This is a genomic window from Mycobacterium sp. 141, from assembly GCF_000382405.1.
Lineage (GTDB): Bacteria > Actinomycetota > Actinomycetes > Mycobacteriales > Mycobacteriaceae > Mycobacterium.
Genome location: NZ_KB908258.1, coordinates 185,676 through 200,272, shown reverse-complemented (window position 1 = coordinate 200,272; position 14,597 = coordinate 185,676). Strand labels below are relative to the sequence as shown.

At 64.1% G+C, this 14,597-nt stretch carries 13 protein-coding genes, 1 tRNA gene and 1 pseudogene; 7 read left to right on the top strand and 8 right to left on the bottom strand.

The annotated features are described in order from the left end of the window. The first annotated feature begins 56 nt into the window (after window positions 1–56). Together cysC and H276_RS0108180 are read left to right on the top strand one after the other, a co-directional pair. The gene (gene cysC, locus H276_RS0108185) at window positions 57–1,901 is read left to right on the top strand and encodes an adenylyl-sulfate kinase (protein ID WP_019970812.1); all 1,845 of its coding nucleotides are present in this window, start codon (window positions 57–59) and stop codon (window positions 1,899–1,901) included. Then, a complete protein-coding gene (locus H276_RS0108180; protein ID WP_019970811.1) occupies window positions 1,898–2,629 on the top strand; it encodes a 3'(2'),5'-bisphosphate nucleotidase CysQ in 732 nt (243 codons plus the stop codon). Before cysC ends, H276_RS0108180 begins: the two co-directional genes overlap by 4 nt. Before the next feature lie 133 nt (window positions 2,630–2,762). Here H276_RS0108180 and H276_RS22740 read toward each other — a convergent pair whose 3' ends face one another. Continuing rightward, entirely contained in the window at window positions 2,763–3,461 is a 699-nt protein-coding gene (locus tag H276_RS22740) for a type 1 glutamine amidotransferase (RefSeq protein WP_019970810.1), read from the bottom strand. 466 nt (window positions 3,462–3,927) lie between these two features. Between H276_RS22740 and H276_RS0108170 the strand changes: the two genes are divergently transcribed. Both H276_RS0108170 and H276_RS22735 read left to right on the top strand, forming a co-directional pair. Then, window positions 3,928–4,398 (top strand): RrF2 family transcriptional regulator, encoded by a 471-nt coding sequence (locus tag H276_RS0108170; protein ID WP_019970809.1) that lies wholly within the window; start codon window positions 3,928–3,930, stop codon window positions 4,396–4,398. A gap of 846 nt (window positions 4,399–5,244) precedes the next feature. After that, window positions 5,245–6,594: a glycosyltransferase family 2 protein gene (locus H276_RS22735; RefSeq protein ID WP_196807864.1), complete on the top strand. Its 1,350-nt coding sequence runs from the start codon at window positions 5,245–5,247 to the stop codon at window positions 6,592–6,594. Window positions 6,595–6,670: 76 nt separating this feature from the next. On the opposite strand, the gene H276_RS0108160 is transcribed toward H276_RS22735, so the two are convergent. The 6 genes and pseudogenes from H276_RS0108160 to H276_RS0108135 all read right to left on the bottom strand — a co-directional run bounded on the left by H276_RS0108160 (window position 6,671) and on the right by H276_RS0108135 (window position 11,579). Continuing rightward, the gene (locus H276_RS0108160; protein WP_019970807.1) at window positions 6,671–7,054 is read right to left on the bottom strand and encodes a VOC family protein; all 384 of its coding nucleotides are present in this window, start codon (window positions 7,052–7,054) and stop codon (window positions 6,671–6,673) included. Window positions 7,055–7,249: 195 nt separating this feature from the next. Continuing rightward, window positions 7,250–8,677 (bottom strand): MFS transporter, encoded by a 1,428-nt coding sequence (locus H276_RS0108155; RefSeq protein WP_019970806.1) that lies wholly within the window; start codon window positions 8,675–8,677, stop codon window positions 7,250–7,252. A gap of 85 nt (window positions 8,678–8,762) precedes the next feature. Continuing rightward, complete coding sequence (locus H276_RS23615) at window positions 8,763–9,383, bottom strand: 2OG-Fe(II) oxygenase (RefSeq protein WP_019970805.1); 621 nt, start codon at window positions 9,381–9,383, stop codon at window positions 8,763–8,765. Beyond that, window positions 9,380–9,955: pseudogene (locus H276_RS22725) on the bottom strand (GlcNAc-transferase family protein); the annotation flags it as partial. The pseudogene H276_RS22725 and the gene H276_RS23615, both read right to left, overlap by 4 nt. A 144-nt stretch (window positions 9,956–10,099) precedes the next feature. Then, on the bottom strand, window positions 10,100–11,143 hold the full coding sequence (locus H276_RS0108140) for an LLM class F420-dependent oxidoreductase (protein WP_019970803.1): 1,044 nt from the start codon (window positions 11,141–11,143) through the stop codon (window positions 10,100–10,102). A 25-nt stretch (window positions 11,144–11,168) separates the two neighbouring features. Continuing rightward, window positions 11,169–11,579: a nuclear transport factor 2 family protein gene (locus H276_RS0108135; RefSeq protein WP_019970802.1), complete on the bottom strand. Its 411-nt coding sequence runs from the start codon at window positions 11,577–11,579 to the stop codon at window positions 11,169–11,171. A gap of 117 nt (window positions 11,580–11,696) precedes the next feature. Between H276_RS0108135 and H276_RS0108130 the strand changes: the two genes are divergently transcribed. Both H276_RS0108130 and H276_RS0108125 read left to right on the top strand, forming a co-directional pair. Next, the gene (locus tag H276_RS0108130; RefSeq protein ID WP_019970801.1) at window positions 11,697–12,260 is read left to right on the top strand and encodes a PadR family transcriptional regulator; all 564 of its coding nucleotides are present in this window, start codon (window positions 11,697–11,699) and stop codon (window positions 12,258–12,260) included. Between the two features lie 196 nt (window positions 12,261–12,456). Then, entirely contained in the window at window positions 12,457–12,708 is a 252-nt protein-coding gene (locus tag H276_RS0108125; protein WP_155943000.1) for a hypothetical protein, read from the top strand. A 36-nt stretch (window positions 12,709–12,744) separates the two neighbouring features. Here the strand turns inward: H276_RS0108125 and H276_RS0108120 are convergent. Next, window positions 12,745–12,820, bottom strand: a tRNA-Arg gene (locus tag H276_RS0108120). 103 nt (window positions 12,821–12,923) lie between these two features. Between H276_RS0108120 and argS the strand changes: the two genes are divergently transcribed. Continuing rightward, a complete protein-coding gene (argS, locus tag H276_RS0108115; protein ID WP_019970799.1) occupies window positions 12,924–14,573 on the top strand; it encodes an arginine--tRNA ligase in 1,650 nt (549 codons plus the stop codon). Window positions 14,574–14,597: the final 24 nt, after the last annotated feature.

Genomic DNA, 14,597 nt, shown 5'->3' with positions numbered 1-14,597 from the left:
AGCGAAGCGACGGGGGATCTGAATATGGGGCGAGCGAAGCGACGGGGGATCTGAATATGGCGACTCTTCTCCGCTTGGCCACCGCGGGGTCCGTCGATGACGGCAAGTCGACCCTGATCGGCCGGCTGCTCTATGACTCGAAAGCTGTCATGGAGGATCAGCTCGCCGCCGTCGAGCGCACCTCCAAGGAACGCGGCCACGACTACACCGACCTGGCACTGGTCACCGACGGTCTGCGCGCCGAGCGGGAGCAGGGCATCACCATCGACGTCGCATACCGCTACTTCGCCACGGCCAAGCGAAAATTCATCATCGCCGACACCCCGGGGCACTTGCAGTACACGCGCAACATGGTGACCGGAACGTCCACCGCGCAGTTGGCCATCGTGCTGGTCGATGCCCGCCACGGCCTGCTCGAGCAGTCCCGACGGCACGCGTTTCTGGCTTCTCTGCTGGGCATCCAGCACATCGTGCTCGCGGTCAACAAGATGGACCTGATCGACTGGGACCAAGAGCGTTTCGAGGCAATCCGCGACGAGTTCCACGCGTTCGCCGCCCGGCTCGACGTCCACGACGTGACGACGATCCCGTTGTCGGCGCTGCTCGGCGACAACGTGGTGACCAAGTCCGATGTGACGCCCTGGTACGAGGGTCCCGCGCTGCTGAGCCATCTGGAAGACGTCTACATCGCCGGTGACCGCAACCTCGTCGACGTACGTTTCCCGGTGCAGTACGTGATCCGGCCGCAGACGCACGAGCATGCTGACCACCGCAGCTACGCGGGCACGGTCGCCAGTGGCGTGCTCCGCACCGGCGATGACGTCGTCGTGCTGCCTGCGGGCAAGTCGACCCGGATCACCGCGATCGAAGGGCCGTCCGGGGTCGTTGACGAGGCCTTCCCGCCGATGGCGGTGTCGATCAGCCTGTCCGACGACATCGACATATCCCGCGGCGACATGATCGCCCGACCGAACAACCAACCGCGCGTGGTTCAGGATTTCGACGCCACGGTGTGCTGGATGGCAGACGATGCGTCCTTGGAGCCCGGCCGCGAGTACCTGGTCAAGCACACCACTCGCACCACGCGGGCTAAGGTGGTCGGCCTGGACTACCGACTCGACGTCAACACCCTGCACCGCGACAAGACCGTCACTGCGCTCAAACTCAATGAGCTGGGCCGGATTTCGCTGCGCACCCAGGTGCCGCTGCTGCTCGATGAATACAGCCGCAACGCTGCCACCGGATCGTTCATCCTGATCGACCCGAACACCAACGGCACCGTCGCCGCAGGCATGGTGCTGCGTGACACCCGCAACGACACCGCAAGCCACAACACGGTGCGGCACCAGCCGCTGTGCACCGCGGAGGATCGGCTATCGATGGGCCGCACCGTGTGGTTCACCGGCCTGTCCGGGTCGGGGAAGTCGTCAGTGGCCATGCTGGTGGAGCAGAAGCTCCTCGAAAGAGGTGTTCCCGCTTACGTTCTCGACGGCGATAACCTGCGCCACGGGCTCAACGCGGACCTGGGTTTCTCGATGGCCGACCGTGCCGAGAACCAGCGCAGGCTCGCCCACGTCGCAGCCATCCTCGCCGACTCCGGTCAGGTCGTCCTGGTGCCCGCGATCAGCCCGCTCGAGGAGCATCGCGCATTGGCGCGCAAGCTCGTCACGGAGGCGGGTCTGGAGTTCTTCGAGGTGTTCTGTGACACCCCGCTGGAGGACTGCGAACGCCGAGACCCCAAGGGGCTCTACGCCAAAGCCCGTGCTGGTGAGATCACGCACTTCACCGGAATCGACAGCCCGTACCAGCGGCCGAAGAACCCGGACCTGCGGCTCACGCCGGACCGTCGCCCGGACGACCTGGCGCAAATGGTGGTCGACCTGTTGGAGAACGGTCGATGAACGATCACGAACTGGCCGAACGGCTGGCCACCCGTGCCGGGGACCTGCTGCTCGACGTCCGCGCCGACTTCGCCGACGCCACGGTCGACGAGCGAAAGGCTGCCGGGGACAAGCAGGCCCACGACTTCCTGATGGCGGAGTTGGCGGCCCAACGGCCCGGTGACGCGGTCCTGTCCGAAGAAGGGGTGGACGATCCGATCCGGCTGAGCGCCGACCGCGTCTGGATCGTCGACCCGCTCGACGGCACGCGCGAGTTCGCCGAGCTCGGCCGCGACGACTGGGCCGTGCACGTCGCGCTGTGGCAGGCGGGGGAGTTGGTCGCGGGGGCGGTGGCGCTGCCGGCACAGAACACCACGCTGTGCACCCCCGAGGTGGCCGCGCCGCGCGCGTTCGGCGGTCCGCCGCGGGTTGTGGTGTCGCGGACCCGTCCGCCGGCAGTGGCGCTGGCCGTGCGTGACGCGTTGAACGGCACCCTGATCGAAATGGGTTCGGCGGGCGCCAAAGTCGCATCCGTCATTCGCGGGGTCGCCGACGTGTACGTGCACGCCGGCGGGCAGTACGAATGGGATTCGGCAGCACCCGTCGCCGTGGCACGGGCCGCCGGGCTGCATACGTCGCGCATCGATGGATCTCCGCTGGTGTACAACTCGGCCGATCCGAAGCTGCCCGACCTGCTGGTGTGCCGCCCCGAGCTCGCTGAGCGGGTGCTGGCCGTCACCGCGGGTTGATCCGCACGACAGTCTGCTCGGCAGCCTCGCCATTGCTGCCTAATCGCCTGCTGCCTAACCGCCGCGACCAGCCACTACGCTCACCAAAATGACCCGCGCCACTTTGCGCGAACTTGCCAGTCTCTCGTTTTGGCTAGAGCCAAAGCTTCGACCATGCGGCCATAGCCTTGGTGGCGTGATCGTGCAGCTGAGGGCCGACGCGTTCCATTCCGCGCGCCAGAATCTGCTGACCTTCGGAACCGAGTGCCGCAGAAAGCGAGTCGCGGTACTCGGGCACCTCAGCCCACTCCGAGACAAGTTGGGGCGAGGCCTCCACGTGAAATTGCACGGCGTAAGACTTTCCGTAGCGGAACAACTGGTTTGGATAGAGCGAAGAGGAGGCCAGAAGTGTAGCCCCTTCCGGAACGTCAAACGTATCCGAATGCCATTGCAGGACATTGAGAGTACTGGTTGAACCGCCCCATACCGGATCCCCCATCCCCTCCTCGTTGAGGATTACCTCACTCACACCGACCTCGGGAACCTCACCGGTGTACACCTTGGCTCCGAGGGCGGCAGCGAGCATTTGGGCTCCCAGGCAGACACCCCACACCGGGATATCCGACTCGACGGCGCGTCTCAGGAAGTCGAGCTCCTCGCGAATCCACGGCAGCCGGTCGACATCACCCACCCCCATAGGCCCTCCCATACTGAGAATCGCCTGCACCTCAGCGAGGTCGGGAAGCGTGTCGACTCCCATGTCGACGGTTACCACGGGTGCCAGCGAAGCCAACGCCTCGCCGTAGCCAGCTGCAGGTTCGCAGGCGATGTGACGGAGAACTACCACGGTCATGGAAAATCCTTATTTGTCAGTAGTGGGTTTCACGGTTGTCCATAGGACGCGAAAGTCATCGAGATGCCCGCGTCGGGGGACGTTCGCTCTTGTCGCTTTCGTTTTGGTGTCAGGGGGCGGGCGGCGCGTGGCGAGGTCGTTGACGTAGGTCATCGTAGGTCTTGATGAGGGCGCCTCGGGTGCTGTCACGCATTCTTAGGGGACAGGTCCTTTGCAGAGTGGTGATCATTGGTACGTGTCCCGTCCAGATACCGTCGACGGGTGCACCTGACCGAATCTTGACACTCGCCTTTTCGACAGGGGTCGACGGCAACGGCTTGACCGAGGACTACCGCGCACCGACCGTGGCCCCTATTGCTGCGCGGACATCGAGCACATACGGGAGCAGGTGCGGTGGCACCCGAAGATAGAGTGATCCGCAACCTGCGTAACACGGCCCCGCGGTAGCGCTGGCAGAATCCACATCATGCGGATGTCGGCGAAGGCAGAGTACGCCGTCCGTGCCATGGTCGAACTGTCCACCCTCGCCGAGGGGAAGCTGCTCAAAACCGACGATTTGGCAAAGGCGCAGGGTATTCCGGCGCAGTTCCTTGTCGACATCCTCTCCGACCTACGCACCGACCGCCTGGTCCGTAGCCACCGCGGCCGCGACGGTGGCTACGAGCTAGCCCGCCCGGCCGACGCGATCAGCATCGCCGACGTGCTGCGCTGCATCGACGGCCCGCTGGCCAGCGTCCGCGACATCGGCCTGGGTGATTTGCCCTACTCCGGTCCGACCGCTGCGCTCACCGATGTGTGGCGCGCGCTGCGTGCGAGCATGCGGTCGGTGTTGGAGGAGACCACCTTGGCCGATGTGGCCAGCGGCAGATTACCCGCCCACGTCGTGAAGTTGGCCGGCGCTTATATCAGCCAGGAAGCGCAGCGGGGACACGGTTAGCCGACCGTTTCATGTGACCTTACTGTAGCTTTGCTGTGAAAATGTTGGGTGCCCGCGGAGTATTCGCAGGGAACTTTTGATTGAAAGCCAGAATCATTTAATACCGAGTGGTTGCAAAGGGCGGGCTGGAGCAGCCGCTGTGGCGGCTGTCGGGGTGTCGGCGAGTGGGGGCCGTGATGTCCACCGGTGAGACGGTGTCCCGGACGACGGCACAGAACGCACCGGAGACCTTGGTGGCCACACCTCTGTCCAGGCCACATTCACCACGCCGGAGGGTTTTGCGGTACCGCACTGACAGCCGGCCGACGCGCTGCCTGGGCGAGCGCCATTATCCCGCGGTACACGACATCGTCAGAACTCGCCGCGGCCTAACACCTCATTGGGGTGGGATATTTGTATGAAATTGGCGACTGGAATCTTTATCTATGTCGATTCCGTAAGGCTGCCGAATTGCGGGCCCGGAAAGGCCGCCGAAGAAGTCATCGATAATAGCTACGTCGGATCGTAATACACGAGCGTGATATTCAGTGAAATGCTGATTCCGGCAATGTTTCGGCCATCAGTCAGCAGTGTCGTAGACGCCTACGACGCCGCGTTGGCGAAGACCACGATCGGCTTGTACAAGACGAGTACACCCGGACGGACTTGCCGTTTCGTTGCCGTACGCCGAGCGCTCTGGGCGACGTCGAGTGCATCACCGCCTTGACGTACCGCCCGGGTTGAGGACCACCACTCGAAGCCGAAGCCAGCTACTATTCTCCTCGCATGACCGGCCAACCGGCCGAATCACGGAACCCCAAGGGTCCATGAAACTCGGGACGATTCACGATGAGGAGAGTGCCGTCCGTGAATTCTGCCAGTCAGAGCTTGGATCAACTGCCGTCGGAACTTCGGGCAGAAGACCTGATCACAATGGACGACCTCCCCGTCTCCCGTGCAGAGATCGAGTTGAGCGCTCCACCGAGCATGCTCAAGCCTGTCAGTCCTGAAGAGCAGACGACGAAAATTATTACGTTGGTGCGCTTATACACCCAACCTCTTGGGGTGGTCGTTCTGGATGGCACCAAAGGTCTTGCTTGGCAGACGCATTCATCGGTCGTGTGGGCGGCCATGCAGCAGCGCATCAATTCTCATCTGGAGACCAATGGTCTGCCGCCTGTGGATGACATTGATGCGATCAACGGGACCCCGCAAGATGCACCGAAATGGATGCAGCGACGCGCGGTGGTATTGGCCGACCCGCCGAGAATTACCGTTGTCATCGCAACCCGGGAGCGATGTGACAATCTACGGGTCTGCCTTGAGGCATTGCGGCAGGTCGAATACCCACATTACGAGATCGTGGTCGTGGACAATGATCCGGTGACGACCGATACCGAGACCCTCGTCACAAACAGTTTCCCCGAGGTTCGATACGTCTGTGAGAAGAGGCGGGGTCTGTCATCTGCGCACAATCGGGGCTTGGCGGAGGTCAACACAGAAATTGTGGCTTTTGTCGACGACGATTGCATTGTCGACCGGTATTGGCTCACCAGCATCGCCGAAGGGTTCGCGGCGGGCACCGACGTCCGCTGTGTCACAGGACTGATCCTGACCGCAGAGCTGGCTACACCTGCTCAACTCTTGCTTCAGCGGCACGGCAGCTACGACAAGGGATTTGAGCTGCGGCTGTTCGACATGGGCCGGAATCGGCCGGATGATCCGCTTTTCCCATTCACTACGGGACGACTTGGGTCGGGGGCGAACATGGCGTTCGACACGAAGACCCTTCGCGGAATCGGCGGATTCGACCCTGCCCTCGGCACGGGAACCGTAACCCGTAGCGGCGATGACCTCTTGGCGTTTTTCCGCGTTGTCTTGAAGCATCAGCTGGCGTATCAACCCGCAGCGATCGTGTGGCATCGACACCATCGAGACATGGCGGCGGTACCGAATCAAGCCGTCTCCTACGGCGTCGGCTTCGGAGCTTTCGTGGCGAGCGTTCTGGTGCACGAGCCCAAGGTGTGGTTAGAACTCTTACGCAGATTGCCTGGTGGACTGAAGTATGGATTCAGCCCGACTTCCGCACGCAATCGGCACCGCTACGACGGTATTCCGAAAGGATTAGCGCGTCGCGAGAATTTGGGACTGCTATACGGACCTGTCCTCTACGCGAAGAGCCGCTGGAAAATTCGCCGGGGCGCAATGCCGCGGTGAGTGGTTGTCATGCCGACGCTTCCGATCCCATTGTGTGTGCGAGGTTGCGGTCACGGGTCTTCGCAGTCGATCTGTATCAGCCGCCGTACGGCCGGGTGATGATCTCCAGGCGATGCCCGGACGGATCCTCGAAGTACACGCCGCGGCCGCCGTCGTTGTGGTTGATCTCGCCCGGCCGGGCAGCCCGCGGGTCCGCCCAGTACTGCAGTCCGCGGTCGCGGATGCGACCGTAGATCGCGTCGAACTCGTCCTCGGACACCAGGAACGCGTAGTGCTGGGGCCGGATGGTCTCATCGGGGCCCGCCTGGGCGTAGTCCAAGCTGACACCGTGATTGAGCGTCACCGCGAGGAAGGGGCCGAACTCTTCGGCGCTGGGGAGACCGAACAGATCGGTGAAGAAGTCCGCTGACTGCTGCCGGTCCCTCGAGGCGACGATGGTGTGGTTGAAAGTGATGGCCATTAGATCGAGTTAACCCCTGGGCTGACAGGGTTGGCAATGGTGCAGGGTATGCGGTATCTGGCCTGGCGCCCGCCCGCCCTCTCCTGAGGCATCGGCTGCTGTTCACCGAGATTCACACCAGGGACAAAAATACGGCTCAAGGTGTCCCTGGTGTGAATCTCGGTGCCACAACGGGCAATCCAACGGGCCTGAGCGCTAATGCGATAGCCCGGCCGTGGCCACCAACGGGCCCGGTTTGGGCTTGAGGATGATGCTGAAGACCAGGGCAGCCAACCCGATGGCCATGCAGGTCCAGAAGGCGTGCTGGAACGTCGTATCGGTGCCGCTCCCGACAATGGGACCGGCCCAGGCGAATCCGAGTGATGCGCCGATACCGTAGCTGGCGTTGGCGATACCCGGTAGTGCACCCGGTTCCTCGTCGGAGGCCTGCAGGACGCCCAGTGAGCTCATGGCCGTCAACAACACGGCGTTGAAGGCCAGCCCGTAGAGCACCATCAGCCCGATGATCAGATGTTCTTGTTTGGCGAACATCGCCAGCAATGCCGTAACCGCAACGGAGGAAACGATTCCCGCACGCAGCACGGTGACGAAGCCGATGCGTACCGCGAGTCTGCCGACGAACGGACCTGCGATCACCTGCACGATCGAGGCCGGGGTGAGGAACAACAGCGCCGTCATGGTGGCGTTGTGGCCGAAACCGGAGTCGGTGTCCTCGGCCAGGGCAGGTATCAGGAAACCCGTGACCACCATGAACGAACCCATCACCAGGATCGTCACGATGATCAGCGGCCACGCCTCGCGTGAGCGCATGTGCTTGATGGCCATCAGTGGATGCGCCGTTCGGCTGTCCACGACGATGAGCGCGACGAGCGCGAGCACGGCGACGGTGATCCAGATGAGCGCGGGCCGCGACGTCCAGCCCTCGTGCCCGCCGGCGCCGAAGAACAGGTTGATGCCGCCCACCGTCATCGAGATCAGCACCGCACCGATCCAGTCCATTCGACCCGATGAACGACTGACGGGCTCGTCGGAAGGCACTGACTTCCAGGCGAATCCGAGTCCCAGCAGCCCAACTACCAGGATCAGCACGAAGATCGACCGGAAGCCGAGGTGGTCGACCATCAGCCCGCCGAGCAGTGCGTCGCCACCGGCCACGCCACCGTTGATCGACGAGATCACACCGCAGCACACGCCGAACATCGGACCGCTGAGCCGTTCGCGCATGATGAGGAACGCCAGGCCGAAGGTGATATTGGACCCGCCCTGCAGCGCGCGGCCGAGGACGAACAGCGGCAGTGACGTGGAGAAGATGCACAGCACCGTGCCGATGCACAGCACGATCATGATGGCCAACAAAACGCGTTTGCGGCCGACGTAGTCACTCCACCGGATCAGCACCACGTTGGCGATGGCGCCGGCCAGATAGAAATACGTCGACATCGCCACGAAGGCATTGGGGCCCAGCTCGGTGGTGATGGCGTGGTAGGCCGGAGCCACCATGGTGGCGTTGAGTTGGAACGAGATCACGGACGCGACGAGCGCCGCAACCATGAACACGATCTGGCGCTGGGACAGCGCGGTGCTGCCGGTGTCAGGCGACGTGGCGACCGGCGGCTGGTTCATGACGATCGCACTCCTCGGTTCGCCTCATTAACTGTGATCGCATCGTAGGTGTGATGACTTGCGAGTGCAGGGTTATTGACGCGGGTCAGAGACGAGGCTGGGATCGTGCCCCGTGGTGCACCCTGGCCCAGGTTGTCAGCGCGATCTTGCGGCCCTTACGCACCGGCCGCGCGACGTGGTCCATTGCCGGATCGGGGGATCCGTCCGGCGTCAGGTTCTTCCAGACCAGCAGCCGCCCGGCGCGCGCGGCGACGCTGAGATGACGGTTGGGAAACCAGGTGCTTCCACCCTCGTCAGGGGAGTGCAGGTACAGCAGCACAGTTGTCGAGCGTTCACCGCCCGGCTCCCCGGCGAACAACCCCGCGTCATGGTGGCGTTTGAATCCTGTGCGGTAGCCGTAACGCAGCGCCTGCCAGTATTCGAGGCGCGTCGGGTCGACGCCGATCGCGGTGCAGACCGCCGACTCGAGGTCGAGCAGCCGTGCCTGCAGGTCGTCGGGAAACCAGTATTGCGTGGTGGATTGGCTGGTCCGGCGCGGGGATTCGAAGGATTTCAGGTGCCCGGTCGGTGACCGTGACACCACCGAACTGCGACGCCACAACGCAAATTCCAGTCCTTCGACGAACGCCGCACACTGCTGCGGGGTGAGGAAATGGTCGTCCCACGCGATGCGGTCGCGGTCCAGACGCTCCGCCAGCGTCGTCACCCGGCCGCGACCAGCGGTGTCAGAGTGTGGTTTTCGAATTCTGCCACGGTGCGCTCGGTGCCGAGGACGAGCACGTCGTCGATGTAGTCGCCGGCGAAGAACCGCCGCATCACCGACAGTGACCGCTCGTGTTGGTGGTGCCAGTCGGGGTGGTCATTCCAATGCGGGACCCGCCCGGCGCGGTCGAAGCAATGCCACCCCAGGATCCGGTGCGGGTGATACAGGTCGTATCCGTGGGTGAAGGCTCGGACGCTGGTGACCACTTCGTCTCCGAAGAAGTAGATGCGTGGGCTGAAACGGATATCGCGGTTGAATTCGCCTGCGGTGAAGATGAAGTGCAGCGACACGAAGTCAGCCGCCACGGGCTCGGTCAGGCTGGTCCACCACGGTATGGGGGTGCTGGCCAGCTTGGTGAGAATGCCGTGGTCCCTGCCGTAGGGGATGATCCGATACGGCCGTTTGCGCCTGGCACCCGGTTCGCGTCGAGGATCGTAGGCCGGTAGATAGGCCGTCAGCAACGGCTTACGGACACCCTGCTCGGCCAGCTGCCGGGGCATCGCGGTCGCCGCGAGGTCCCAGCCTCGATGAGTGCCCGGGGCCGCTCGGTGAGATCGATGATGGGGCCGTAGGTCGCGATCACCTGATCGATCACGTGCTGTTCGGAAGGCATGTGCGAAACGCTAGGCCGCCATCGACGCTGTGCCTTGAGTAGTGGACTACTCGTTTGTGAGGTTGCGCAGTTGTTCGATGAGCCGCACCCGATCCGCCGTCGTCGCGGCGATCGGGACGACGTTGAGGACGGTAACTCCCGATTCGCGGAAGGCCTCGACCCGTTCCTTGACGAACCCGGCGGGGCCGATCAGCGAGATATCCCGAATGAGTTCGTCGGGAACAGCTTTGGCCGCGGCTTCCTTGTCGCCGGCCAGGTAGAGCTCCTGGATCCGGTCGGCTTGTGCGCCGTAGCCGTAGCGAGTCGCCAGGCGATGGTAGAAGTTCTTCTCCTTGGCGCCCATGCCACCGATGTACAGCGCCACATGGGGTTTGACGAACTCGCGCAGTGGCTCGACGTCATCGCCGATGGCGAGCGCGGGGCCGGCGTAGACGTCGAGCGGCCCCAACTTCGGATCACGCTTGGCCTTACCCGCCGCCAGCGCGTCCCCCCAGACGTCACCGGCCTTCTCGGGCAGATAGAAGATCGGCTGCCATCCCTCGGCGGTTTCGGCGGCCAGTTCGACGTTCTTGGGACCGAGTGCGGCGAGCAGGATCGGGATACGTTCGCGGACCGGGTGATTGATGAGTTTGAGAGCTTTGCCGAGGCCGGTACCCTGACCGGCCGGCAGCGGAATGGTGTAGTGGTCCCCGGAGAATTCGAGGACTTCGCGACGCCACACCCGTCGGCAGATCTCGACGATCTCGCGAGTCCGCGCGATCGGGGCGTCGTAGGGCACGCCGTGGAAGCCTTCGATGACCTGTGGTCCCGACGCGCCGAGGCCCAGGATGAACCGGCCGTCGGATACATAGTCGAGTCCAGCGGCGGTCATCGCGGTCAGGGTCGGGGTACGGGTGTAGATCTGCAGAATGCCCGAAGCCAGCTGAACGCGGTCGGTGCAGGCGGCCAGGTAGCCCAGCGCGCTCACTGCGTCGAACGAATATGCCTCGGGCACAAAGACGATGTCGATGCCGGCCCGTTCGAGGGCGGCAACCTCGGCCGCGACTTCCTTGAATCCGCCGGCATAGTTGATGCCCAAACCGATGCGCATGATCGTGTCCTTTGCCTCGTCGCGCCTACGCCTGCTGCGCGTTGATTTCGTCGAGCGCCTCGGCTTGGATACGGCCGAATTGTGCGGCCATCGCCTCGGACAGCGCTGCAGCCCCCGAAAGCGGCCGCACCATAACCATGAAGTCGTCGATCAGGCCATCGGCGTTCAGGTGCAGGAAATCGCACCCGGTGATCTTCTTGCCGGCCACGGCAGCCTCGAACACCAGGGCGTGATCGTGGCCACCCGCATCGGCGATCTCGCGGAGGTAGTGAAAATCCTCGAACACCCGCATGACCCCGCGCAGGATCGCGGCCGTGATCGGTTTGCCGGGGTACGGCTTGAAGGCCACGGGGCTGGTGAACACCACGTCTTCAGCCAGGAGCGCCGCCATGGCGTCTTCGTCGCGGGCTTCGACGGCCTGTCGGAAGGGATGCATCCCACACCTCGCATAGTCAATTTGTTGGGTATTGATGGCAACGGTATCGGCGTCAGCCCCGGTTGTCCATAATGTGATTAATCAATTTTATGAGTACTTGAGTTGTACGATTTGGGCGTGGCACTTCGTGACGCGGTGCTCGCCGCCCTGCTCGACGGCGAATCGTCGGGGTATGACCTGGCCAAAGGGTTCGACGCCTCGGTGGCCAATTTCTGGATGGCTACGCCCCAGCAGCTCTACCGCGAGCTAGACCGATTGGCCGAGGACGGATTGATCCAGGCCCGGGTGATCCACCAGGACCGGCGGCCCAACAAACGGATGTACTCGCTGACCGAGGCCGGCCGTGCCGCGCTGCGCCAGTTCACCGCCACACCGCCCAAGCCCTCGATGATCCGCGATGAACTGTTGGTCAAGGTGGCGGCCATGGACGCCGGGGACGCGGTCGCGGTCCGGGCGTGGGTAGCCGAACTCGTGCAACGCGCGACGGCGAAACTCGCCCGCTATGAACGCAGCCGCAGTGTTGTGCTCGACGGGCGCACCGAGGAGCAGTTCTTGAATGAGGTCCCGCGGGTGGGCCCGTATCTGACCTTGCTGCGCGGAATCTCCTTCGAGCAGGAGAACATTCGTTGGGCTGAGCACACCCTGGCCGCCATCGAGCGGAGAATCGACGCACTCGGATAGTGGGGCCCCGACTGCCAAAACACCGTCTGACATGCGAAAATTGGCCTCTTGCTGAGTATTTCGCGCCAGCAGGCTGTGGTTTCGGATCGAAAAATTTGGGGAATCCCGGAATAACTGCTGTGAACCGTTGCTTGCAAACGGTAGGGCCCGCTCAATCCGGGGCGGGTTGACCCGCGACCGAGTGGGGTGGTCCGAGGTGGAATTGAAGAAGAATCGCAAACGGCTCAGGACGGTTTCGGCCGGTATCGGGCTGGCGGCCGCAGCCGCCATGGGCACTGTCGGTGTGCTGGCGAGCCAGGCGCCCGCCGGTATACAGATATGGTCTGAGCCCGGGATGACGACCGGCGAGACCGTTACGCAAACGACGGCCGGAGCAGCGCCGGAGACGTCGGTGGCTACGCCGCCATTTACCTTCACGACGCCGGAAGGATTCGCGGTACCGCACTGATTGTCGGCCGACCCGCGTTGCAATGCAGGTCAAACGTGGTGCCCCCGGCAGGATTCGAACCTGCGGCCTTCTGCTCCGGAGGCAGACGCTCTATCCCCTGAGCTACGGGGGCGCGGTGCTGAGCACAGCTGCGCCATTGGGCTCCGCTAGCGTAGCGCATGAGAAGCCGAACACGGATTCGGGGCGCGAGTGCCCAGCCCATAGGATGGACCCCCGTGACCCCCGCCGACCTTGCCGAGCTGCTCAAGGCCACCGCCACGGCAGTGTTGATCGACCATGACCTGGACACCGCCGCGCTGCCGGCCACCGTCACGGTCGAGCGCCCGCGCAACCCTGAGCACGGCGACTACGCCACCAACATCGCGTTGCAGTTGGGTAAGAAGGTCGGTGTCAATCCGCGGGAGTTGGCCGGTTGGCTGGCGACTGCGCTGAGCAGCACCGACGGTATCGCCGCAGCCGAGGTTGCCGGCCCGGGATTCGTCAACCTGCGGATCGAGGCGTCCGCGCAGGGCGTCATCATCACCGACGTGCTGACCGCGGCCGGTGGTTACGGCAACTCCAGCGAGCTCGCACAGAAGATCAACCTCGAATTCGTCTCGGCCAACCCGACGGGGCCGATTCACATCGGTGGCACGCGCTGGGCCGCCGTCGGTGACGCGCTGGGTCGGCTGCTGTCGACGCAGGGCGCCGACGTCACCCGCGAGTACTACTTCAACGACCACGGGGCACAGATCGACCGGTTCGCGCGTTCGCTGGTCGCCGCGGCCACGGGCGAGCCGACGCCGGAGGACGGCTACGCGGGCACCTACATCAACGACATCGCGGCGGCCGTGCTTGCCAAGCGCCCCGATGCGCTCAGCCTGCCCGCCGATCAGCAGCAGGAAGCATTCCGCGCGGTCGGCGTCGACCTGATGTTCACCCACATCAAGGAATCGCTGCACGAGTTCGGCACCGACTTCGACGTGTACACGCACGAAGACTCGATGCACACCTCTGGCCGTGTCGAGCAGGCCATCGCCAAGCTGCGTGAGACCGGCAACATCTATGAGAAGGACGGCGCAACCTGGTTGCGCACCACTGAGTTCGGTGACGACAAGGACCGCGTCGTCATCAAGAGCGACGGCAACCCGGCCTACATCGCCGGCGATCTGGCCTACTACCTGGACAAGCGCCAGCGTGGTTTCGATCTGTGCATCTACATGCTCGGCGCCGACCATCACGGCTACATCGCCCGGCTCAAGGCCGCTGCCGCAGCGCTCGGCGACGACCCGGACACCGTCGAGGTGCTGATCGGCCAGATGGTCAACCTGGTCCGCGACGGGCAGCCCGTGCGGATGAGCAAGCGGGCCGGCACTGTCATCACGCTCGATGACCTGGTCGAGGCCATTGGCGTGGACGCCGCGCGCTACTCGCTGATCCGCTCTTCGGTCGACACCCCGATCGACATCGACCTGGCCCTGTGGTCGAGCGCATCCAACGAAAACCCGGTCTACTACGTGCAATACGCGCACGCGCGACTGTGTGCGCTGGCCCGCAACGCCGCCGACCTCGGCGTCACGGCCGACACCGCGCACCTGGATCTGCTGACCCACGACAAGGAGGGCGCGCTGATCCGCAATCTGGCTGAGTTCCCGCGCGTGCTCAAAACCGCCGCGGCGCTGCGCGAGCCGCACCGCGTGTGCCGGTACCTGGAGGATCTGGCGGGGGACTACCACCGGTTCTACGATGCTTGCCGGGTGCTGCCGCAGGGTGATGAGGAGTCGGGTGAGCTGCACTCCGCGCGGCTGGCGTTGTGCCAGGCCACCCGCCAGGTGATCGCCAACGGTCTGGCGATCCTCGGCGTGACCGCACCGGAGCGGATGTGAACGCCCACCCCGCCGGGCCGCGCC